This is a genomic window from Vibrio sp. R10-SF1-ISO8 (assembly GCF_059833805.1).
The window spans coordinates 630,474-652,512 of the sequence record NZ_JCBDHL010000019.1; the positions used below are offsets into that span (position 1 = coordinate 630,474).

The 22,039-nt window shown below is 43.9% G+C and carries 21 protein-coding genes; 7 read left to right on the plus strand and 14 right to left on the minus strand.

Translation table 11 applies throughout. The annotated features are described in order from the left end of the window. Positions 1-11: 11 nt before the first annotated feature. The 5 genes from AC6R00_RS17870 to AC6R00_RS17890 form a co-directional block, all read right to left on the minus strand. Positions 12-677, minus strand: coding sequence for a LuxR C-terminal-related transcriptional regulator (locus AC6R00_RS17870; RefSeq protein ID WP_500641422.1), 666 nt, complete (start codon positions 675-677; stop codon positions 12-14). Positions 678-829: 152 nt separating this feature from the next. Next, complete coding sequence (locus AC6R00_RS17875; protein WP_500641423.1) at positions 830-1,840, minus strand: S1 family peptidase; 1,011 nt, start codon at positions 1,838-1,840, stop codon at positions 830-832. Positions 1,841-1,913: 73 nt separating this feature from the next. Continuing rightward, the gene (locus AC6R00_RS17880) at positions 1,914-2,882 is read right to left on the minus strand and encodes a S1 family peptidase (protein WP_500641424.1); all 969 of its coding nucleotides are present in this window, start codon (positions 2,880-2,882) and stop codon (positions 1,914-1,916) included. Positions 2,883-3,116: 234 nt separating this feature from the next. Further along, entirely contained in the window at positions 3,117-4,235 is a 1,119-nt protein-coding gene (gcvT, locus tag AC6R00_RS17885; RefSeq protein WP_500641425.1) for a glycine cleavage system aminomethyltransferase GcvT, read from the minus strand. A gap of 258 nt (positions 4,236-4,493) precedes the next feature. Further along, positions 4,494-5,117 (minus strand): helix-turn-helix domain-containing protein, encoded by a 624-nt coding sequence (locus AC6R00_RS17890; RefSeq protein ID WP_239824188.1) that lies wholly within the window; start codon positions 5,115-5,117, stop codon positions 4,494-4,496. 369 nt (positions 5,118-5,486) lie between these two features. Between AC6R00_RS17890 and AC6R00_RS17895 the strand changes: the two genes are divergently transcribed. The 3 genes from AC6R00_RS17895 to gcvP all read left to right on the plus strand — a co-directional run bounded on the left by AC6R00_RS17895 (position 5,487) and on the right by gcvP (position 10,185). Beyond that, the gene (locus AC6R00_RS17895) at positions 5,487-6,782 is read left to right on the plus strand and encodes a serine hydroxymethyltransferase (RefSeq protein ID WP_500641426.1); all 1,296 of its coding nucleotides are present in this window, start codon (positions 5,487-5,489) and stop codon (positions 6,780-6,782) included. Between the two features lie 36 nt (positions 6,783-6,818). Then, entirely contained in the window at positions 6,819-7,199 is a 381-nt protein-coding gene (gene gcvH, locus AC6R00_RS17900) for a glycine cleavage system protein GcvH (RefSeq protein ID WP_004744041.1), read from the plus strand. Positions 7,200-7,320: 121 nt separating this feature from the next. Further along, positions 7,321-10,185 carry an aminomethyl-transferring glycine dehydrogenase gene (gene gcvP, locus AC6R00_RS17905; RefSeq protein WP_500641427.1) on the plus strand — a complete coding sequence of 955 codons (2,865 nt, stop codon included), beginning with the start codon at positions 7,321-7,323 and terminating at the stop codon, positions 10,183-10,185. A 78-nt stretch (positions 10,186-10,263) separates the two neighbouring features. Here the strand turns inward: gcvP and AC6R00_RS17910 are convergent, their stop codons facing one another. Further along, positions 10,264-10,914: a glutathione S-transferase family protein gene (locus AC6R00_RS17910; protein WP_500641428.1), complete on the minus strand. Its 651-nt coding sequence runs from the start codon at positions 10,912-10,914 to the stop codon at positions 10,264-10,266. A gap of 99 nt (positions 10,915-11,013) precedes the next feature. Here AC6R00_RS17910 and AC6R00_RS17915 point away from each other — a divergent pair, with 99 nt between their 5' ends. Further along, positions 11,014-11,442 (plus strand): winged helix-turn-helix transcriptional regulator, encoded by a 429-nt coding sequence (locus tag AC6R00_RS17915; protein ID WP_494503819.1) that lies wholly within the window; start codon positions 11,014-11,016, stop codon positions 11,440-11,442. Between the two features lie 85 nt (positions 11,443-11,527). Here AC6R00_RS17915 and AC6R00_RS17920 read toward each other — a convergent pair whose 3' ends face one another. From AC6R00_RS17920 to AC6R00_RS17955, 8 genes are all read right to left on the minus strand, one after another. Next, positions 11,528-11,788 carry a DUF5062 family protein gene (locus AC6R00_RS17920; protein ID WP_004744021.1) on the minus strand — a complete coding sequence of 87 codons (261 nt, stop codon included), beginning with the start codon at positions 11,786-11,788 and terminating at the stop codon, positions 11,528-11,530. A 204-nt stretch (positions 11,789-11,992) separates the two neighbouring features. Next, positions 11,993-12,862 (minus strand): PhzF family phenazine biosynthesis isomerase, encoded by an 870-nt coding sequence (locus tag AC6R00_RS17925; protein ID WP_494503820.1) that lies wholly within the window; start codon positions 12,860-12,862, stop codon positions 11,993-11,995. Positions 12,863-12,920: 58 nt separating this feature from the next. Continuing rightward, positions 12,921-13,262, minus strand: coding sequence for a MerR family transcriptional regulator (locus AC6R00_RS17930; protein WP_004744019.1), 342 nt, complete (start codon positions 13,260-13,262; stop codon positions 12,921-12,923). Positions 13,263-13,291: 29 nt separating this feature from the next. After that, the gene (locus tag AC6R00_RS17935) at positions 13,292-14,359 is read right to left on the minus strand and encodes a threonine aldolase family protein (protein WP_500641429.1); all 1,068 of its coding nucleotides are present in this window, start codon (positions 14,357-14,359) and stop codon (positions 13,292-13,294) included. 99 nt (positions 14,360-14,458) lie between these two features. Next, entirely contained in the window at positions 14,459-16,513 is a 2,055-nt protein-coding gene (locus tag AC6R00_RS17940) for a sensor histidine kinase (RefSeq protein ID WP_500641430.1), read from the minus strand. Between the two features lie 69 nt (positions 16,514-16,582). Continuing rightward, positions 16,583-17,632: a hypothetical protein gene (locus AC6R00_RS17945; RefSeq protein ID WP_500641431.1), complete on the minus strand. Its 1,050-nt coding sequence runs from the start codon at positions 17,630-17,632 to the stop codon at positions 16,583-16,585. A gap of 52 nt (positions 17,633-17,684) precedes the next feature. Continuing rightward, entirely contained in the window at positions 17,685-18,734 is a 1,050-nt protein-coding gene (locus AC6R00_RS17950; protein ID WP_500641432.1) for a hypothetical protein, read from the minus strand. A 309-nt stretch (positions 18,735-19,043) separates the two neighbouring features. Next, entirely contained in the window at positions 19,044-19,664 is a 621-nt protein-coding gene (locus AC6R00_RS17955) for a LysE family translocator (protein ID WP_004744014.1), read from the minus strand. 181 nt (positions 19,665-19,845) lie between these two features. On the opposite strand from AC6R00_RS17955, the gene AC6R00_RS17960 reads away from it, so the two are divergent. The 3 genes from AC6R00_RS17960 to AC6R00_RS17970 form a co-directional block, all read left to right on the plus strand. Beyond that, on the plus strand, positions 19,846-20,397 hold the full coding sequence (locus AC6R00_RS17960) for a helix-turn-helix domain-containing protein (protein ID WP_004749450.1): 552 nt from the start codon (positions 19,846-19,848) through the stop codon (positions 20,395-20,397). Between the two features lie 113 nt (positions 20,398-20,510). Continuing rightward, positions 20,511-21,182, plus strand: coding sequence for a PEBP family protein (locus AC6R00_RS17965; RefSeq protein ID WP_367939254.1), 672 nt, complete (start codon positions 20,511-20,513; stop codon positions 21,180-21,182). A 45-nt stretch (positions 21,183-21,227) separates the two neighbouring features. Further along, on the plus strand, positions 21,228-22,039 hold an 812-nt coding region (locus tag AC6R00_RS17970), incomplete at its 3' end, for a YHYH protein (RefSeq protein WP_500641433.1).

Sequence of the window (22,039 nt, forward strand, 5' to 3'; positions counted from 1 at the left end):
TATTAGCGCGATTACACTCGCTCTTCTAAAGCAATATTATTGTTTGCCCACAGCAGGGCCTGTAATCGGTTTTTAGCGTTAATTTTCTTAAAGATATTATGTAAGTGCGTTTTCACCGTGTTTTCACTGACAAACAGCTCTTCCGCAATCTGAATATTGGAAGCACCATGCCCGAGCAAGCGCATGATTTCTTTTTCTCGTTTAGTCAAATTTGCGTATGCTTGAGAAGTCGTGACCGTGTTGGCGCAGCGGAAGTGTTCAATGTAGTCTTGAGCAACTTTACGCGATAACCACATCTCATCGTTCATGATCTTTTCCATGCCTTTGAGAAGCAAAGAAACTTCATCATCAACATAGAAAACTCCGACTAGATTACGCCATTTAAACAAATGGCTTGAAGGCGCTTCAGTCGGGCAGTTGAATACAATTTCTTTGACTGTGTATTGACCAGCTATTTTCGCTTGGTTGTACGACTCGAACTTACTGTCATCAAGGTAGTGGTAATCGATAAGTACTAGGTTGCCTAAAAGTGAACAGCCTTCTTCCATCTCTTCTAAGGCATCTGACGTAACCATAGTGACTTGTAGCGAGAGCCCTTTTTCCAAAGAATCTTTCAGCAGTTTTGATTGCATCGTTACATCAGAAATAAGCGTAATTCTGTAGATATCATTATTCATCGTGGCGATCCCTAAACGACTTACCGATGATTTAAAACTATCGTTTAGGAAGAAATAGTCAACACAGCAATCTACTCATTCAAGAGCTGTTCAGCAAAAACAGCCCATAGTTTCAATGAATTAATAAGCCATTCTCATTTGTAAGAACAATGTTAAATGAATACTCGTAAGGACATTATCGAATCGCGACGTACTAAAAGTACTACTAGAAGGTATAGCAGGCTTAACACACCTAAAGAACCACCGCCATCGCCACCACCGCTGACGGACACACTCGAACCAGAATCGTTGTTGATTAAGGTCCTCACACCGTTGATTGTGGTCACATAAGCTTTTGGTGTTTCCAGTCCATTAATTACTCTTGATATCCACGTTTGATAGTCATGCACATCAGTAAAAATGGAAGTGGCATTTACGCTTGTATCTCCACAGGTAGTAGGGCCGAAACTTGTGATACCAATTTGGATGTACTGGGATCCATTGTACCAATAAACTGGCCCTCCTGAATCTCCTCGACAGGTAGAGTTACGGTAGCCACCGTTAATTGCACCACTGAAGCATAAATGACTTGAAGTCAGCTTGCTGCCGTATTCCGCCTGACATGTAGCGGTATCAACATAGATAAGAGCCGTTTCAAGTAAGTTTGTACCACCAGAGACGTTACCCTCAATTAAGCCATGCCCGATGGCTTTATAATCTCCGCCTCCGGGAAATGCATTGTTGATTGTCACATTGAGCAAAGACGAGTAATCGGCTACCGCCAATGGATTTTCCAACTTAATTATTGCAATGTCATCAGGCCAAAGCTCTGCTGATGAATCAATATAAGTATCTGGATAGTAGAATTCTAAAGCCTTGGCTTGTTGATTAGAGAGGAAATTACTTTCATCATCTAGTTGGGGGGCGACAACGGTGTATAACATTAAGTTGTCGTCACCATAAACACAGTGCGCTGCTGTTAAAACATACTGAGAATTAATCATGGTCGCGCCACAAAACGCAGAAGTACTGTAGACGTTACCATTGCGGAAAAACAGACTCGCGAAGGAAGGATAATTGACTATATTAGCGTCGCTGCCATTGACGATATAAGGAGTCACTTCAATGGCATAGCTTAACTTGGTAAACAATAGCAGGCAAAACAACCGAGCTGACGCTTTCATACTTTCTTCCTACATTGTAATCACCTTTTAAGTTTAGATTACGATGTAAGAAGTGCGTCAGATCATTGGGTAGTTATTTGCTGCGTCTCCATTCAACGAAGCCTAATAGAGTTAGAAAGACGAGACCTAGAGAGCCACCGCCAGAGTCCCCAGAGCTAGGATTTAGATGAGCATTTCGCTGAGCGTCTGTTACCGTCACTTGAGGAGCCTCATTTCCCGCTAGTACTGACGTAATCCAGTCTCTATGATCAGAAACTTCCGTAAATATCGAGTTTGCCGCTACAGCAGGGTTACCGCAAGTTTGAGGGCCAAAGCTCGTAATTCCAACTTGAACAAAGCTACCCGACATATCCCAATATAATGGACCTCCCGAGTCACCTTGACAGGTTGCATTATCATAAACGACCGTAGCCGCTCCTTTCATACACAGATTGGCACTAGTATTCGCGCTGGTATAGACATTACAGTTCGCATTTGGAACATACTGGAGCTGGGTTCTTTGTAGATAAGTGGTGGCATCGATATTGGTTTGAGTATTACCGTGACCAACCGCATAAAACACTTGAACTGGACTAGTCTGCCTATAAGTGCCCTCATCACCTATCGTACCAAGCGTTGCATAACTTGTTACAGCAGTTATTGGCGATGCGAGTTTCAGAATAGCAATATCATTTGCAAGCGTACTATCATTGTAATTACTAGGGTAGTAGAACTCGTTAACCATGACGCGTTGCAGCACGGAGTTAGGAAAATCCTTCTCATCTTGCAATTGAGGGACGACAGAAGTAAAAAGTTGATTCTGAGTTGAACCGTAAATGCAGTGTGCTGCAGTCAACACATACTGGCTATTTAACAGGGTTGCTCCGCAATAAGGTCCAGAACTATAACGACCGTCGTAGTCAATGCGATCATAAAACAAGCTGGCAAATGAAGGGTGAACACTCACATTGACGTCATTACCGTTTACTATAAATGGGGTAACATTAGCGCCATACGCATTTGCCGCCCATAAACAAGAAAGTACTATCGAAATCTTTCTCATAAGTCATCCTATTCACTAAGCCCATCTATTTAGATCATTCAATCGACATATAGACTCTCTTAAGAGTCTTCACAGAACAGGATACGTACTACATAAAACCTTTTAAAGAATTGAAAGCGATATGAGACAAAAAGTTGAAACTTACTCACACTATTCACTAACATTAACGACAGAAATAAAAAAACCTCTCAATAGGAGAGGTTTAACACATTCATGTATGATATCTTACAATATTCAACCACGATAGTAACGCTGTGGTACAAATGGCATTTTTTCAATCGTCATAGGTAGTTTTTTACCACGGACATCAGCAAACAGTTCTGTACCAATCGCGGCAAGGTCAGCACGTACGTACGCCATTGATACCGGTTTACCGGCATTAGGGCCTGCTGTACCACTGGTTACTACGCCGACTTTGTTGTCTTCCGCGTCAAACAGCTCAGCGCCTTCACGCACTGGCGCTTTAGTTTGCCCAACTAAGCCAACACGCTTGCGTGAAACATCTTTAGTTTCAATTTGCTTCAGAATGATGTCGGCACCTGGGAAACCACCAGCGCGCTCACCATCTGTACGACGAATTTTCTGAATACCCCAAAGAAGGCTTGCTTCTACAGGTGTCGTTGTTGTATCAAGATCATGTCCGTATAAGCACAGGCCACACTCTAGACGAAGCGAATCACGTGCGCCCAGACCAATCCATTCAACTTCTTCTTCGTCAGTTAGCTTTTGCGCCAACTCTTGCGCATGTGAATTTGGTACTGAGATTTCGTAGCCATCTTCACCCGTGTAACCACTGCGGCTAACGATGCACTCGACACCCAAAATCTCTAGCTTCTTCACATCCATAAACAGCATGTCAGCAACTTCGGCATTGAAACGCTTAAGCACATCTACCGCTTTAGGGCCTTGTAGTGCTAACAATGCGCGATCATCAATAGTCTCTAGCTCAACACCTGATGGTAAATGCGCTTCTAGATGATTGATGTCTTGTTCTTTACATGCTGCATTGACAACAACAAATAGATGGTCGCCTAGATTAGCCACCATTAAGTCATCCATGATGCCGCCTTGCTCATTGGTAAAGAAAGCATAGCGCTGGTTGCCTTGTGGCAAATCAACAATGTCGACAGGAACTAATGACTCAAGGAATGCTGCCGCGCCCTCACCGTGTAAGCGTAGTTGCCCCATGTGCGAAACATCGAACAGACCCGCTGCATCACGCGTATGTAAATGCTCTTTCTTAACACCAAGCTTGTATTGAACAGGCATATCGTAGCCAGCGAAAGGAACCATCTTCGCACCAGCTTCAACGTGCAGTGCGTGTAGAGGGGTTTTAAGTAGTTCTTGAGTCATTGTTGTCTCCATTTAATCAGGTTCGTTTTCCGTTCGAGGAAACCTTGTTTCCAATAATAAACATGAGTGAAGATTTTTTGCACTCTTAACCTAACGATGAACATTCAAAATGTGACATTTAACATCATATTCACAATAAACAGAAAAAACAAAAACGCCATTTCGGATATAAACCATCCAAAATGGCGCTAAATCATACTCTAACAAAATGAAGGCAAACGGTTGCATTCACTATAAGAAATTCACATTAAATCTACATTATTTCGCAGTGACCCAAAGAATGTGTGCATCTTGTTCACTGGTCGATATCAACATATGACCCATATTTGCATCATAATAAACACTATCGCCTTCATTCATCTCTACGGGTTCGTAGAATTCAGAGTAAAACATCACTGAACCAGATAAGATAAGAAGGAACTCTTCTCCGTCATGTCTGACCCAATCTCCATACTCTTCAAAGTTGCGCGCGTGAACCTGGCTCTTAAAGGGCATCATCTTTTTATTAGATAGTTGTGTCGCCAAAAGTTCATGCTCGTAAGTCGGGGTCGGATGGGGTTTGCCTTGATTCGCCTTGGTGATATCTCGACGACCTGTCGCGACTTTTTTTCTTGGCGGTTCAAAGAGTTGCGGCATATCTATCTGTAAGCCCAACGCTAATTTTTGCATAGCTTGGAAGGTCGGCGAAATCTGCTCGTTCTCTATTTTGCTTAACGTAGAACGCGCTAATCCGGTGCGCTGACTGGCCTCTTCTAACGTTAACCCAAGCTTGCCTCGAATGTCTTTAATTCTCTGGCCGAGCTTTAATGGCTCAATATTCTCGTCCACTGACTCTTTTGCAAGAGTCAAAGATGGATACTCATCATAGATATCTTCGGGCATGCTTCCCTCTACTTATTACTGCGACTTCCTGTTTCATTTTCATTGTGCACGAAGCAGATAGTGGAAGAAAGCGCCGAACAAGAAATAAACCGTGCTCTCGTTAACAAAATTAGAAACCTTGTTTCCAATAGGAAATTTTTGGTTGATTGTTCTTGCTACAACCGCTATGTTACCAACTTGTTAGTTGTAGAGATGTTATTTCCGAACTCAGTGTTTGACTGTTTTAACGCTCAGTTTCGGTTTTCCCCACCGTTTGGGGTTGGAAATTCACCCTGCTCTTACCTTGTTAAGAGTAGTAATAGAAGTAGAACTAACGAGAATAATGAACAACATAAGAATCTCGTTGGCATGAATGGAAGGTCATCTACCATGAACAAACCGTTTCAAAATCACAGCCTAGAGAATTTTTTCTCTACTAACCTTGCTGCTACTGACGACGCTGTCTTTGCTGGAATCCAAGCGGAGTTCACGCGTCAAAACGAACAAATTGAACTTATCGCCTCTGAAAACATTGTTTCTAAAGCGGTAATGCAAGCTCAAGGCACTTGCCTAACCAACAAGTACGCAGAAGGCTACCCTGGCCGTCGTTATTACGGTGGTTGTGAACACGTCGATACAGTTGAAGCGATTGCAATCGAACGCGCTAAGCAACTGTTTAAATGTGAATATGTAAACGTTCAGCCACACTCTGGCGCGCAAGCGAATGGCGCTGTGAAACTGGCTCTACTTCAACCTGGTGATACCATCTTAGGTATGTCTCTCGATGCGGGTGGTCACCTTACTCACGGTGCGCGCCCTGCACTGTCAGGCAAATGGTTTAATGCAGTTCAATACGGCGTTGACCGTGAAACTCTAGAAATCAACTACGAAGACGTTCGTGCGCTTGCTGTTGAGCATAAGCCAAAAATGATCATCGCAGGTGGTAGTGCAATTCCTCGTACTATCGATTTCGCTAAGTTCCGTGAAATCGCGGATGAAGTTGATGCCATCCTAATGGTTGATATGGCGCACATTGCTGGTCTTATCGCGACAGGTGCACACCCTAGCCCAATTCCGCATGCGCATGTTGTCACGACAACAACGCACAAAACACTGCGCGGCCCTCGTGGCGGTATGATTCTGACTAACCACGAAGACATCATCAAGAAAATCAACTCGGCAGTATTCCCTGGCCTTCAAGGTGGCCCTCTAATGCACGTTATCGCAGCAAAAGCGGTTGCATTTGGCGAGGCATTAGGTCCTGAATTTTCAACTTATATCGATTCAGTGATCAATAACGCAAAAGTTCTTGCTGAAGTGTTGCAAACTCGCGGTTGTGACATTGTGACTGGCGGAACAGATACGCACCTAATGTTGGTTGACCTTCGTCCTAAGGGCTTGAAAGGTAACAAAGCTGAAGAAGCATTAGAGCGTGCAGGGATCACATGTAACAAAAATGGCATCCCATTCGATTCAGAGAAGCCTATGATTACATCGGGCATCCGTTTGGGTACGCCTGCGGGTACAAGCCGCGGCTTTGGCGCTGAAGAATTCAAACTCATCGGTAATTGGATTGGCGACGTACTAGATGGGCTAGTAAATAACCCTGAAGGCAACGCAGAAGTAGAACAACGCGTTCGCAAAGAAGTGAAAACACTGTGTGCTCGCTTCCCACTTTACCAATAAACAAATTAATCAAAGTTATTTTTTGGAGATTAAGCAATGGACAAAACACTGAAGTTTGCAGATAGCCACGAGTGGGTACGTGACAACGGTGACGGCACAGTAACTATCGGTATTTCAGAGCACGCTCAAGAAATGCTAGGTGACGTAGTATTCGTTGACCTACCTGAAGTAGAAGATGAAATCGAAGCGGGCGATAGCTTCTCTCTGGTTGAGTCTGTAAAAGCAGCTTCAGACATCTACGCGCCAATCACTGGTGAAATCGTAGAGATCAACGAAGAACTAGAAGATAGCCCAGAGCTTATTAACGAAGAACCTTTTGAAGGCGGCTGGATTGTTAAAGTGAAGATGTCTGACGCATCTGAACTAGACAACCTTAAAGACGCAGAAGAGTACCTAAACTCAATCGAAGACGAGTAATTAGGAAGATGCAGAAAGCTGCCCCCGACTCGGGTGGCAGCTTTTTTTCTAAGTTCGGACGTATAATTAGATATATCAGTAATGATATCCATTACCCGGACTACGGAGTAGGTAAAGGACAATGACTGAATTACTTCAAAGCCTCAGCACACAAAACGAGTTCGTTGCTCGCCACAACGGCCCAAACAAATCAGACCAACAAAAAATGTTGGAAGCAATCAACGTAGCAAACCTAGATGCGTTGATTGAAGAAACCGTTCCAGCGCAAATTCGCTTAGAAAAACCAATGACTCTTGCGGAAGCAAAAAGCGAAGCAGACATGTTGTTTGCGATGCGTGAGTTTGCCGACCAAAACCAAATTAAGCGTACTTTCATCGGTCAAGGTTACTACAACACATTCACGCCAAACGTTATCTTACGTAACGTACTTGAAAACCCAGGTTGGTACACAGCATACACGCCTTATCAACCAGAAATTTCTCAAGGTCGTCTAGAAGCGCTACTTAACTTCCAACAGATGGTGATGGACCTAACAGCAATGGACATTGCTAACGCGTCACTTCTTGACGAAGCAACGGCGGCTGGCGAAGCGATGACGCTATGTAAGCGTGCTGGTAAGAGCAAGAGTAAAGTCTTCTTTGTAGCAGACGATGTTCACCCTCAAACGCTGGAAGTTGTAAAAACTCGTGCTAAATACATCGGCTTTGATGTTCAAGTAGGCTCACTAGAATCTCTTCCAGAGCAAGACGTGTTTGGTGCACTTGTTCAGTACCCAGGTACAACCGGTGAAGTTCGCGACTTAACGGATATCATTGCGAAAGCGCAAGCAAACAAAACCCTGGTTACTGTAGCAACTGATCTTCTTGCATCTGCGCTACTGAAACCTGCTGGTGAAATGGGCGCGGACGTAGTTATCGGCTCAGCTCAGCGCTTTGGCGTTCCTATGGGTTACGGCGGTCCACACGCAGCATTCATGGCAACACGTGATAAACACAAGCGTACTATGCCTGGTCGTGTTATCGGTGTCTCTATCGATACCAACGGTAACCAAGCACTGCGTATGGCAATGCAGACTCGTGAACAGCACATCCGCCGCGAGAAAGCGACGTCTAACATCTGTACTGCTCAGGCACTATTAGCCAACATGGCGTCATTCTACGCGGTGTACCACGGCGCAGAAGGATTACGTACGATTGCTCGTCGCACACATCATATGACTGCGATTCTAGCGGCTGGCCTGACTAAGTCTGGTTTCGAGCTCGCTCACAATAGCTTCTTCGATACCATCACTATCAATACTGCTGATAAGACTGAAGCGCTATACGCAAAAGCGCAAACGGCTGATATCAACCTACGCCTACTTCAAGGCAAGCTAGGTGTGAGCTTAGACGAAACAACGACGACGGATGATATTGAAGCACTATTCGCTGTCTTTGGTGTGAAAGAAGAAGTTAGTACTCTATCTTCAGAGATCGCAGGCAACGAGTTTGCAGCGATCCCAGAAGCACTTCGCCGTACGTCTGAGTACCTCACTCACCCAGTATTCAATACTCACCACAGTGAAACGCAGATGATGCGTTACCTGAAACAGCTTGAGAACAAAGACTTCTCGCTGACTCACGGTATGATCCCACTGGGCAGCTGTACAATGAAACTTAACGCAGCCGCTGAAATGATCCCGGTTACTTGGCCAGAGTTTGGTTCTATCCACCCATTCGCGCCAATCGAGCAAGCGGCGGGTTACTCAGCATTAGCGAAAGATCTTAAAGAGAAGCTATGTGAAATCACAGGCTACGATGATTTCTCTCTACAACCTAACTCTGGTGCATCTGGTGAGTACGCGGGTCTTATCGCGATTCAACGCTACCACGATAGCCGTGGCGAAGGTCACCGTAACGTCTGTCTGATCCCAAGCTCAGCGCACGGTACTAACCCTGCGACGGCATCTATGGTGTCAATGAAAGTCGTGGTTGTTAAGTGTGACGACGACGGTAACATCGACATGTCAGACCTAGCAGTTAAGATTGAAAAGCATGCTGATAATCTTTCAAGCATCATGATCACTTACCCTTCTACGCATGGCGTATACGAAGAGCAAGTGAAAGAAGTGTGTGAAATGGTTCATGCGGCTGGCGGTCAGGTTTACCTAGACGGCGCAAACATGAACGCTCAGGTTGGTCTAACTTCTCCTGGCCTGATTGGTTCTGACGTTTCCCACCTTAACCTGCACAAAACCTTCTGTATTCCACACGGTGGTGGCGGTCCGGGTATGGGTCCTATCGGTGTTAAATCTCACCTAGCACCTTTCCTACCGGGTCACATCGAAAACGGTGTCGAAGGTGAAGACTTTGCGGTATCAGCAGCAGATCTAGGTAGTGCCTCTATCCTGCCAATCTCATGGGCTTACATCGCGATGATGGGTGAAGCGGGTCTAACAGAGGCAACTAAGGTCGCTATCCTAAACGCGAACTACATGATGGAGCGTCTACGCCCTCACTACCCTGTTCTTTATCGTGGTACTAACGGCCGTGTGGCTCATGAATGTATTATTGATATTCGTCCACTGAAAGAAGAAACAGGTATCAGCGAAGAAGATATCGCCAAGCGTCTAATGGACTACGGTTTCCACGCACCAACCATGTCGTTCCCAGTAGCGGGCACGCTGATGGTTGAGCCAACGGAATCTGAAGATCTAGAAGAGATCGATCGTTTCTGCGAAGCGATGATCGCAATCCGCGAAGAAATGGCGAAGGTGAAAAACGGTGAGTGGCCACTAGAAAACAACCCTCTAGTCAACGCACCGCACACGCAAGTAGACCTAGCGAAAGATGAATGGGATCGCCCATACTCTCGCGAACTAGGCTGCTTCCCATCACCTGCTACCAAGTCTTGGAAGTACTGGCCAACAGTAAACCGCGTAGACAACGTATACGGTGACCGTAACCTAATCTGTTCTTGCCCAAGCATCGACAGCTACGAAGATTAAGTTTCCTTACAGTAAGTCAAAGGCGAACCCAATGGTTCGCCTTTTTATTCCATGCCTCAACGCTCATCGACTAAGGGATTACCTTTTCGTCGACTTACCAATCTCTTCAGTTTTGCTTGGCGCTGTAGCAGCCCAATGGGGGGCCTTACGCATGCGCTCAAAATACGCGTTGACGTTAGGATAGGGTTCCCAATCAAAAGGGATGCTTTCTTTAAAAAACTCGACATGCACCATTGCGTAATCCGCCAATGTTATTGCATTACCAACCATGAACTGGCGCCCTTGTAGGTGCTGATCTAATACTTCTGCAAATCGAACTAGGTTCTGGCCGGCCCAATGAATAACAGCATCATCGCCTTTTGTACCCATAAATTTGGGTTTGGCAACGGCTTCTAACGCTAAAGTTCCAAAGGCTTGATTGAAATGGGCGAGCTCCCAACATAACCAGCGATTGATATCTGCTCTTACTGTTTGGTCGTTTGGATATAGGTCATTTGTACCTGAAGTCTCAGCTAAATGCTGAATAATGGCGTTAGATTCCCACAGTGAAATATCGCCATTAATTAACGTCGGTACCATGGCATTCGGGTTTAGGCTCAGGTATTGCGGCTGTTTGTGCTCCCCAGAAAACAAATCTAGATACTCTATTTCAATATCTAGTCCTAGATGATTGATCACCGCCAACACTTTACGAGAGTTGGGCGATCCTACAATTGCGTATAGCTTCATGTGTCCTCCTTGGATTTAACTTGTTTTTTGCAAGTAAAATAACCCTAGAAAATTAACTTTCATTTTGCAAGTTAAATTTAAAACGAGTACGATTAATGAATGGTAGATAAAAAAACTAAAGAATGGTCCGGCTGTCCAGTTCGCTTTGGCATGAGCCAGTTCGGAGATAAGTGGAGCTTTCTGATTCTTCGAGACTTGATGTTTAAAGGTCGGCATTACTATCAAGAGTTTTTAGAGGCAGGTGAAGGCATCTCCACTAACATCTTGGCGAGTCGACTTGCGGATTTAGAATCAAACGGACTGATCAGTAAAACACGTGATACTGTCAAGCGTTCTAAGTTTGTCTACACATTGACCGACAAAGGAATAGATTTGCTACCTATGATGCTAGCGATGATCGATTGGTCTGAAAAATACGATACGAAAACCGAAGTTCCCTCTGATTTCATTCGCAAACTGCGTAAAGACCCCGAGTCGTTACACCAAGAGTTACGACAGGGCTTAGCCATAGACGACAAAAGCAAGTAGGGGCTCACTGCCCCTCAAGATAATATTTCGTTAGCGGCGCTACTCAGGCTCCAGCCTACATCTTAGGTAGGCCATTTAAGCACGTTTATTTTAGAGGGTCGTTATCTGGCAACGCGCTATGAATCCAAAGCGCGAGTCTGTGTTTGATGTTGGCACCATCAAGTTTACTGTCAGGCAACGGAGTAATTTGTTTGGCATCAACCAAAAATAGATAAACCGCTTTCACCCTGACAGGCTGTGGCGATTTGGGCAAATCAAAGCCTTGCATCTTTGCCATTTTCTCACCAATTTCTAGTGCCTTTTTTACCAGTTTATCTTCATTGTGAAGCTTGGAGCTTTTTGACATTAATAAATTCCTCTTTCCTGACTCCATCCAGAATACATCAAGCTCGTAAGTTGGCGTGTTAGCAACCTCTCAGAATAACAACGACATAGATTGATTTTGCCAGCCCACTTCCTACTCAAAGGTCTTTTTTTGACAAATAGGTGAATAAATGAACTGGCTGATTATTCAGGATTAGAGCACAGGACAATAAGCTCCTAATTAACACTATTCTAAAACGATAGATTTAGAACTAGAAACCACGCCAATTCCACCCGCAAGCAAAGAAGTAATCCTATTATCTTGAAATGCTAGCAACACTTTAATGCAGCTTGGCGACGGTGTTGTCATCGCATACCCCTGTTCAATATGTATCTCGTTCTTTTTGACTCCCAAGTAGTCATATAAATAACACCCAAGCGGTCCAGCAGCCATTCCTGTCGCTGACTCCTCTGTAATCCCGTAGCGAGGTGCGAACATTCGTGCTGACGCATCCCTCTCCGCTTTATTGGTTTCCAGTGTAAATACATAGAAGCCTATCAAGTCATATTTTTCTGACAGCTCATCAATGACGTCCATCTTTGGCACAAGGGCTTCTAGGGTATCAATATCTTTAACACCGACTAGCGCAAAGGCATTTCCGGTACTCGCGATAATCGGTGTTGCTAAAATGTTGTCTTGCGTGAGACCTAACGCATCTAAAACGTTGTCCGCATCGGCTTCAAAGCGGAGATATTGAGGTTTTAACTGCTCCATATAGGCTAACTCGCCTTCCATTCGGATGTGCCGATTTCCATCAATCGTTTGTTTAGACGTATTTGGATTGGGAATTAGCCCCTGCTGGGAAAGGTAACTAAAAGTCGCAATAGTGGCATGGCCACAATGAGCTATTTGCCTATCTGGGGTAAAAAAGTCGAGTTTAAAATCTGCGCCAGAAGTCGACTCTGAAACAAACGCAGTCTCAGACAAGCCCACTTGCTTGGCAATCATTAGTTTCTGTTCTGCGCTTAAAGCATCTGCTTCTAAAACAACACCCGCTGGGTTGCCACCATTTTCACCATCAACAAACGCATCTACAATTGCTACTTTCACTTCCATTTTGCTTCTCCTCACTGGGTTAGTTCAATGAGGTTAGCAATCTAGACCATACTCTAGGTCAAGCGTTTTTGAAGCGATTTATTTTGTTTTCTGTCACCTCAATATAGTGCTCGATATCCTGTTGCTGTTTATAAAGGTGATTAAGGTGTTCTTCTAGAAATGCGATACATTCTAAATCATTGCCTTGATAAAAAGCTTCTGTATATCTTTTGATGGTGTTTAGCGACATACCAGAGTTTTTCATACAAGAGATCCAATTGAGGACATCCACATCTTTTGAGGTATAAGAGCGATGACCGCTAGCATCCTTAACAGGCTTTTTAACTAAACCCTGTTTCTCATAATAACGAATAGTGTGAATGCTCATTCCTGTTTGATCGCTGACAATTCCAATTTTCATTTCATAGGCACCTATAACCACTATTACCCTCAGTTAATGAGTTCCTTAAAGAAACCTCTTAACTTTTCATCTTCGATTTCTAGCAGGTTGTCGCCCACATACCATTCCACAACTGACTGATTTGGGTTGGCTGTCACTTGTGGATTACCAAACCATATGCCCTTTTCCGTCGCAAAAGCCTGCTGGAGTTCTTTGGCTTCATGGCAACTAAACGGAAGGATGAGGTGAAGCATGTTAGATTGTGGTTGAATAGGATTCACTGCTAGAGCTGGAAACTCATCGATAATCTTGTATATCTGCTTAGTACGCTCAAACAGTTTGGGCAGCTTGGCTAGCTTTTCATCAAATTGCATCGCTGCTGAAACCACGTAAGGGGTGCGATGATAGAGATTGCCACCTTGGCGCTTCATCCAGATTGATGCTAAATCAATAAACTCTTTTGAGCCAAGTAGCATAGAACCACCAAGTCCATTAACCCCCTTGTAAAGGGATACATAGGTTGTATCAAAACCTTGCGCGATTTCTCTGTACTCTTTCTGATAGTAAGCAGCCGCTTCCCATAATCGCGCGCCATCCATGTGGAAATGAATGCTATTGTCCGCACAATAGCTTTTTATCTCTTCAAGTTCTTGCCATGAAGGTAGCTGACCACCAATTTCACGCATAGGCAGTTCATACAAAACCGCAGCCAATTCGTCGGGCCACGCTTTTAGATCTTCGAGCTTCCATGTTTGGAACTGATTGCCTATTGGCAATATATTGAATCGATTTTGAAGTTGGTAGCCTTGTCTTTCATGTACATAAATATGGCTAGATGGGTGCATGCCTACATTTGGGTTTCGCTTTTTTTTTGCCACTAGTTCCAATACTGTTGGCTGTGTCATTGTACCCGTGACCACAAAAAGCCCAGCTTCATACCCTAACAAGTCAGCAACCTTCTGCTCGAAAGCTTGGATGGTTTCACCCTCACCATAGACATCATGACTGACGTCATTGTCTTCACACCACTTAGCCATTTTTTTGAAGTGTTCTGCCGGTGAATCCTCTTTATTTCCTGGTAGATGGGTACCGCATAGCTGTTTTAGATGAGCGCTCATGGTTCATTCCTTCGATTTAAGGTCTCAACAATGTAACCTGTTAAAAACGAAGGGTAAATACCTCTAAAAAATAGGTAAGCATACTTCCCGCAGTGCGGATTAGTCCTCCGACACCCTTTGCTTAGGAAGAGTAATCACAAATTTTACGCCCTTATCTGAAGAGAACTCCAATTTGCCTTTCAGCTTTTGAGTAACTAAGTTGAAAACCATATTAAGCCCAATTCCAGTTCCCCCGCTGCCGCGTCGAGTAGTATAAAAAGGTTCAAAGATTTTCTTGTGCAAACTTTGCTCAACTCCGCACCCGTTGTCTTGATAAACAAATACCACATCTTGGCTTTGTTCAAAGAACTCGATCACTATTTCAGGCTGTGGCTGTTGATCGAATGCATGATGAATACTATTCAGAATCAGGTTCGAAAACACTTGTGTCAGCGCACCAGATTGACTTGTCATTGAAACATTAGAGTCGCCTTTTAACATTGGCTCTACTGATACTTTTCGAGTTTCAGGGTGGAGACTAGCGATCAATGACTCGAGTACATCTCTAACGACAAATTGACTCAGTGCTTCAGAGGTTTGGTGCACTGCTGTTTGTTTAAAGCTTTGAACAAGTGAAGAAGCGCGATTTAAATTTTCTTTTAATAAGGCCAAAGCCTCTAATTGGTGCTGCATATTAGATTCAAATTGATCGCTCGTTAGAGTTTGATTCTGAAAAGCAGAATTAAGCTCACTATTCGCATCAGCGACCAACGAGGCGGAAGTAATTGCAATTCCAAGAGGAGTATTAACTTCATGAGCAATACCCGCAACAAGACCCCCTAGTGCTGATAGTTTCTCAGATTCTATCAATTGGTCTTGGGTCTGTTTTAGTCGTTCCAAGCTCTGCTTGAGCTCAAGTGTGCGTTGCGCTACGTTGTGTTCGAGGTTTTCATTTAAATCTTCAAGTTGCTTTTGGGCTGCAATACGAACATCTATTTCTTTATGTAGTTTTTGATTAGCTTTTTCTAAATCAGATAAGAACTGATTAAAGTAAACCGTTAGCTGAGCAAGTTCATCTGTCGAACCCGATTTGTCTTTCATCAACGTCGGATGGTTACTCATAGATGCTTGGCTTATCCAGTTCATCATGCCTTTTAACGGCAACACTATTGAGCGGCTAAGAATTAAGTTCGACGGAATCACTAAAGCGATTGCAAACACTAGCACAGCTACATGTACAAGTTTTAGATCCACCAGCGGTTGGTTGAGTTCCTCCACATAGGTTGAAGAAACTATGTACCAATCGTACTCCGGTAGGTATCTGAAAACAGCTATCTTCTCTCGATAGCCTTCATCATGGGGATTTTTCCACGTGTAAGTAATCGTGCCGTTTTTCTGATGAATTATCTCTTGTACGAAAAGCTTGCCATTGGAATCTGTAACGTTATAAAAGTTGCCGGTTACGAATGGATGCACAATAGGGTCACCCAATTGATTCAGTACGTAAGAGTAACCCGTTTCGTCGAAGTTTAGCTTAGAGATAGAGTCACTAAAATCATCGATATTGATCAAACTGGCAAACTCCTCTCTGTATGAGGAAGATGTGATGATCCAGTCCCAAGGTTCAAAGTAGACCATGTACAGAGCTTTTGGCCGCTCAACCAGTTCATCAGGGTTTTTCCACTGATACTCTAGATACCCCCTCTTCAGCTCAATTTGCTGCTTAATAAAATCAAAGGAAATTAGGCTGGTATTCAACAGCGGCTGTTTGGGGTGGACCCTAATCACTCCCGAAGAGTCGACGACATAGGGGTATCCTGTTTCACCTATCGATTGGCTCAATAAGAAGTTTGTTGCCTTTTGCTTTGCTTCTTGCTGTGTAATCTGACCACGTTGATACTGCTGAAAACACAACTCAACATATTGGAGGTTTTGCTCTGAGATACCACGTAAATAGCTGCGAATCGTTATATCGACTGTATTGGCAATGTTATTGGTGATCGACTCGGTTGCAGACGTTAATTCTTTCTCTACACCTTGTTTAACCACCTCTCTCATTAACAGGTAGTTAGCGAGGTTAGCAATATTGATCACGACTATGAACAACAGCAAATAGCCGAACAGCAATCTGTTTCTAATCGACAGTTTTCTTAATATTCTCTGTAGACTTAGCATAACAACCCGCTTACACGTATTTGTTCCTAAAGCATAGTCACTAAATCCGTATTGGGTGTGCTGCCGCTATCATAACAATTGTTCTAAAAAAGCCACCTGTTGCCGTTCTTGTTCACTCATTTGATACTCTTCATCACTAAGGGTTTCCGAGTTAAATATCCCTACGGGATAACTTTCTGACTCAGAAAGCCCATAGCCAGTTTTCTCTCCTGGGTAGCCCGACATTCTTTCAACAACGATGTTCCTCAACTCGAAGTTATTAGACCCTTTGGGCAGAACGCTTTTGAATGCCTTGAGTTCAAGAGTTTGGTCGCCTTCAGATAAATGCTGTTTCTGAACTAAAGATGCAATCGCCTTCCCTTCGCTATGATGCAAGTTTGCCCTGATTCGATAGATACCAGCTTGGCTAACATCCAGAGTCACTGGTAACAACATATCAGGGCCAGACGCATAGCCTTGCCCAACACTTAAAATGGTAGCGACAGGATGATAAAGCCGAATGTCAGCACTCACTACATCCTCCCCTCGCTCAAAATCAAGGTTTGCAACCAAGCGAATCTCTTCAGGCCAGTTCGAGTCCGGAACGATACTCCATTGTTTGCTATCTGAAGGGAGCGACGCCAAAACTTTTTGCTCTTCTACTGACACCACCTCTAGTACAGCGGAAATAAGCGGCTCACTCGTCTTTAGCACCACTTCTATTTCATCTGGATAAAAATGCCTGAACTTCTTAACACTTAGTGAAGCCGTCGACTTCCCGTCCAACACAGGGAGAGACAGTTCGATAAACTCATTCCAGTTAAGGTATGGGCTATCAACGCTTGTTATTGGCTGAGAATAAGACGGATACTGCAGCTTTTGTTGATGCATATAAGCGACTTGCTTTAAAGGCAATGATAAAGAGGTCAAAACAGGTGTGCTTGCGCCATCATCCGCGCTCTTTTGTTCTGTTGTCTCTTCGACTTGTGGCCTTGTTATCGCTCTGCTTTGAGCGTTTACTGGCACAGCTAAGGTGTTAGCTTCTAACGAAAGCTCCTCGTCTTGTTCATACAGCCAAATAATTCCACCACATATCGCGATCGACAGAGACAAAACAGAGGCCTTGTGTTTCAAATACATAGAGCAATCCTTTTGCTCGAGGCTATGGAACAAAACCATAGCCTCCGGACAATTAGTTCATAGCGACGGCTAGTTCTGACATAGTGCGTTTTGCAGAGTCTTTAACATACAAGTATTTAGTTCCCCACCAGCCACTCTCTTTATAAGTGTTTAGCTCAACATATTGCCCGTTCGTTAGCTCAACCTTATTCACACTGGAAGTCACCTCACCTTTATGTTTTGACCCAACGACATCGCTATGGCTATAGTTATTACCCATGATTAATGGATAATGCTCCGGCATGAAGCTAGAGACTCCTTTACTCTGATTCGAAATCTTTCCGTTCATGGCCAAATTTGTCGAACAACTGTCAAATTTCCCAGAACTTGATGCGCCACAGGCTGAATGTGCTGCTACGACACCGTCGTCGTTACCGGGCAAAAATGCCGATGTCGTTTTAAAGTAATCTGTGCCATTCCCAATAAAGCGAATACGTGGAATCCTATGTTCGGATAGCCTTGCGATTTGTCGAGCGTTGGCAACCTTTAGATCATTTAGCACACCCGAGTTTTGCTGGTTTGGCATTTCCCCTAACCAAAGAGAAATCGCATATCGCATCGCGCTGTTTGCTAAGCCGCCACCCTCAATGATATTGATGACAATGTCACCCAATTCAGAGCCTCCACCAGCCCCAGCAAAGTCAAACGTGGCCACGATATTCAATGGCGTCAATCCCGCATTAGTCAGCCAGTTCTCCTGATTGTCTAGCAGATATCTTGTCACTAAGTCACCAGCAGAGTGAGTGACAAAAATACAGCCGGTTTGGCATGTGCCTTGTTGCGACAACTCCTTTAATTTTGGCCACGCATAATCACTAGCGATTTTGCCTTCTACCCGTTCGTAGGCAGGCCAATCGATACGAGCATCGGCGTATTGCAACCAGTACTCTTTCCAATAATCTTCCCCCTCTAAAGTGACTTGCGCTCTATCGGGTTTAGACTGGAGTTGATCAGATTGAAAACCATGAACTAAGACGACTTTATAGTTACCTATTGCAGCATTTGTGAAACTAGAAAACACAACAGCCCCGACTATAGAGGCAATTTTTATAATATTTTTCATGATGTTATTTAACCTTTATCATCCTTTGATTCGCTTCATTACTTTAAAGAAGGAGCAAAAATTCAAACATCGAAACCACTTCTGCTCGATTAATAGAGTTAGTAGCTGAGCGATTTTCAATCAACTCATCCGACGAGAGCTTTTGCACTAGGTTAAAAAAACAACATCTATAAGCTTGCTTTTTGAGACATATGGCAGATTTACGTAAACTTGTCATACGCAAATCTCAACTTATGCATTACGCCTCAAACTTGTAGCAAAATGGTGAAGTAGGGATTATTAATAATGGAAAAGACTCGAGGCTTATCTCTACACGACTATATTCAGTTCAGCGGCAATATCGATAACAACGGGTAACACCGAAATGGCTAGCAGAATCGACATGGTGAGATTAAACAACCTTAAATAACTTGGTTTTTGCAAGTATTGCCTCAAAACTGAACCAAACATCAGCCACACTCCGACGCACGGAAAGGAAGCCACAAAGAAAGTCATAGCAATCGTTAGGTTTTGCGACATGTAAGTATCGCCAACGGTCGTAAAAGCTGAAATGGCGCCAATCGCCACTACCCACGCTTTCCCGTTTACCCACTGAAACAATGCGCCTTTCATAAAGCCCAGTGGCTTAGATTGACCGCCTGCCGCTGAGACATTTCCTGACTGAGCAATTTGCCACGCAAGATAGAGTAAATAAGCCGTTCCGAGCGTTTTAATGACCAAGTCTAACTGGGGAAACACATAAAACAACTGACCAAATCCAAGCCCGACTAATAGCAACATAATGGTAAAGCCTACGCATATCCCCAAAAGCAGAGGCAAGGTTTTTTTAACACCAAAATTCACTCCCGACGTCATCACCATAATATTGTTCGGTCCAGGTGTTACCGATGATGAAATAGCGAACAAGGCTACGGATAATAGATACTCCACAACAAACTTCCTCTTTTACTCTTGGTTTAATTGCGTACAGCCAATCCCTCAATCAAACAGTCGATTTAATGAACGATGAGATTATATATTGAACACTGGAATAATGTTTGTCAAACCGTACATTCGTTTTTTATAATGAACATAGTGAAGTAAGAGTAAGGAAACTTGGAACCCTATGACAATGAATAAAGCACCAATTGCTCAGATAGCAGCAACACTTAGTGCAGAAAGGCAGCGCTCTGGTCTAAGCATCGCAGAGGTGGCAAGACGTGCCAACATCGCAAAATCAACGCTTTCTCAGCTTGAAAATGGCTCTGGAAACCCAAGTATCGAAACCCTATGGTCAATCTGCGTGGTTTTGGATATCCCCTTCTCTCGTTTGATAGAAGAACCGTCAGCAAAAACCAAGGTGATCCGTTATGGTGAAGGCGTATCTGTTTTCTCGAAGAATGAAGATTACAAAGCAACCTTACTGGCTGCATGCCCTCCGAGTGTCAGCCGCGATATTTATTGGCTAGAAGTCGAACCGGGGGCGCCGTTTCATTCAGAGCCGCACAATCGCGGTGTGATTGAACATATGATCATTGTCAAAGGAAGGGCTCGATTAGGGCTCTTATCCGATCAGCATGAACTCGGTGAAGGCGACTATATTACCTATCCTGGAGATCAAGCTCATATATTTGAGGCATTAGAACCAAATACACGTGCAATGTTAGTGTCCGAGTATCGATAGTCTAAGTGGTTGAGAATATGACCAAAGTAACATTTAAGCGAAGGTTATCTTGAACAGTTAAAATCCCGTTCTACTATTTGAGCGAGCACCGCTGTCAAAGGATTGATGACTTTATGCTAAAGACCTCTCGCTTCTATTCCACTCTCGCTATATCTGCACTTGCACTTTCAACGCCATATGCAAGCAGTTCTGAAATGGTCAAGATTCAAGCAGATGTATGGGCAGACAACTGGTTCGCCATGTACATAGAAGATCAAATGATCATGGAAGACTCAGTCTCCATTAATACAGAGCGGTCATTTAATGCAGAGAGTTTTGTCTTCCAATCTTCATTGCCCGTAACGCTGAGCTTTGTAATAAAAGACTACAAACAAAATGATACGGGCTTAGAATATATCGGTTCTCGAAAGCAACAGATGGGTGATGGCGGATTTATTGCGCAGTTCACTGACAGTAGTAATAACAAAACTCTGCTAGTTTCCAACGAAGCTTGGCGATGCTTTCCGATCCATATTGCTCCAATCGACAAGCGCTGCGAAAAATCTAGCCAGCCTAATAAAGACTGCATGAGCGATATAACCTCCGAACCACACAACTGGAAAACAACGTCATTCGACGATAGACAGTGGCCGAATGCGAGTGCATTTCCAAAATCTAAGGTAAAACCAAAAGGTGGCTACGACCTAATTCGTTGGCATCGTGATGCTAAGTTAATATGGACAGCAGATTTAGAGACTGACAACACGATTTTATGTCGGGCAACTCTCACTTCAGAAGAGGTTTAGGATATGAACCTGGGCAGCAGACTACTAATTTCATTGACGTTTTTTATGACTGCTGTTTCCTCACTTTCTTCAGCGTCTGAAGGCAAAAGTAGAGCGAAGTTAGAACTCTCTACTCAATTTTCAGTTGAGGTGGTTAAAGCCCCGATAAGACACTACAAAAAAGACAAAACGCCAAAACGTGGTAAGCCCCCAACTGCCTTAGCACTGCCAACAACCAGTATCGATAGCCCTGAGTGTACAAAAGTACAAGAGAGCTTTATCAAAGCCGGTTTCTCTAATGTCTCTGTTGTTTGTGACGAGACTTACGCATATGTTCAGTCAGATACGTACCCTGACCATGACGTAATGAATGGAATTACAGGGACAAACGAGCAGATACCCGTCCCTGCTAGTCAATACGTCGCTCCCATCCGACTCTCTCCTGAGAAAGCCAAATCTTACACATCGATAGATGCCGCTCTTGGAATTGCCATCAATGGTGTCCCAATCTACGACTATTCAGCTCAAGGGAAACTTAACCCAGAGCGATACCAATCAGCCAAAGATACCGTAAAGCTTGGTCAGTTAGACCAATGTGGTGGGCATGCAGGTCGAGGCGATGATTACCACTATCACGCAAAGCCAGTTTGCATGATCGAATCCATGCCGGAATGGGGGGATTCATCAATCATAGGCTGGGGTTACGACGGATACCCTCTGTTTGCCGATAGAAACCCAAATGGAACCCAGATCGAAAACGGCTCTCTCGATATTTGCAACGGGCAAACAGACCCCACTTATGGCTATCGTTATCATACCTCTCCACAACCACCATACATATTTCAATGCTTAGTAGGGAAAGTAGACACCAAGATTCT

Bases quoted from the DNA above. Each gene is read 5' to 3' on its own strand.
- AC6R00_RS17870 (WP_500641422.1), bottom strand. From the start codon at position 677: ATGAATAATGATATCTACAGAATTACGCTTATTTCTGATGTAACGATG.
- AC6R00_RS17875 (WP_500641423.1), bottom strand. From the start codon at position 1,840: ATGAAAGCGTCAGCTCGGTTGTTTTGCCTGCTATTGTTTACCAAGTTA.
- AC6R00_RS17880 (WP_500641424.1), bottom strand. From the start codon at position 2,882: ATGAGAAAGATTTCGATAGTACTTTCTTGTTTATGGGCGGCAAATGCG.
- gcvT (WP_500641425.1), bottom strand. From the start codon at position 4,235: ATGACTCAAGAACTACTTAAAACCCCTCTACACGCACTGCACGTTGAA.
- AC6R00_RS17890 (WP_239824188.1), bottom strand. From the start codon at position 5,117: ATGCCCGAAGATATCTATGATGAGTATCCATCTTTGACTCTTGCAAAA.
- AC6R00_RS17895 (WP_500641426.1), top strand. From the start codon at position 5,487: ATGAACAAACCGTTTCAAAATCACAGCCTAGAGAATTTTTTCTCTACT.
- gcvH (WP_004744041.1), top strand. From the start codon at position 6,819: ATGGACAAAACACTGAAGTTTGCAGATAGCCACGAGTGGGTACGTGAC.
- gcvP (WP_500641427.1), top strand. From the start codon at position 7,321: ATGACTGAATTACTTCAAAGCCTCAGCACACAAAACGAGTTCGTTGCT.
- AC6R00_RS17910 (WP_500641428.1), bottom strand. From the start codon at position 10,914: ATGAAGCTATACGCAATTGTAGGATCGCCCAACTCTCGTAAAGTGTTG.
- AC6R00_RS17915 (WP_494503819.1), top strand. From the start codon at position 11,014: ATGGTAGATAAAAAAACTAAAGAATGGTCCGGCTGTCCAGTTCGCTTT.
- AC6R00_RS17920 (WP_004744021.1), bottom strand. From the start codon at position 11,788: ATGTCAAAAAGCTCCAAGCTTCACAATGAAGATAAACTGGTAAAAAAG.
- AC6R00_RS17925 (WP_494503820.1), bottom strand. From the start codon at position 12,862: ATGGAAGTGAAAGTAGCAATTGTAGATGCGTTTGTTGATGGTGAAAAT.
- AC6R00_RS17930 (WP_004744019.1), bottom strand. From the start codon at position 13,262: ATGAAAATTGGAATTGTCAGCGATCAAACAGGAATGAGCATTCACACT.
- AC6R00_RS17935 (WP_500641429.1), bottom strand. From the start codon at position 14,359: ATGAGCGCTCATCTAAAACAGCTATGCGGTACCCATCTACCAGGAAAT.
- AC6R00_RS17940 (WP_500641430.1), bottom strand. From the start codon at position 16,513: ATGCTAAGTCTACAGAGAATATTAAGAAAACTGTCGATTAGAAACAGA.
- AC6R00_RS17945 (WP_500641431.1), bottom strand. From the start codon at position 17,632: ATGTATTTGAAACACAAGGCCTCTGTTTTGTCTCTGTCGATCGCGATA.
- AC6R00_RS17950 (WP_500641432.1), bottom strand. From the start codon at position 18,734: ATGAAAAATATTATAAAAATTGCCTCTATAGTCGGGGCTGTTGTGTTT.
- AC6R00_RS17960 (WP_004749450.1), top strand. From the start codon at position 19,846: ATGAATAAAGCACCAATTGCTCAGATAGCAGCAACACTTAGTGCAGAA.
- AC6R00_RS17965 (WP_367939254.1), top strand. From the start codon at position 20,511: ATGCTAAAGACCTCTCGCTTCTATTCCACTCTCGCTATATCTGCACTT.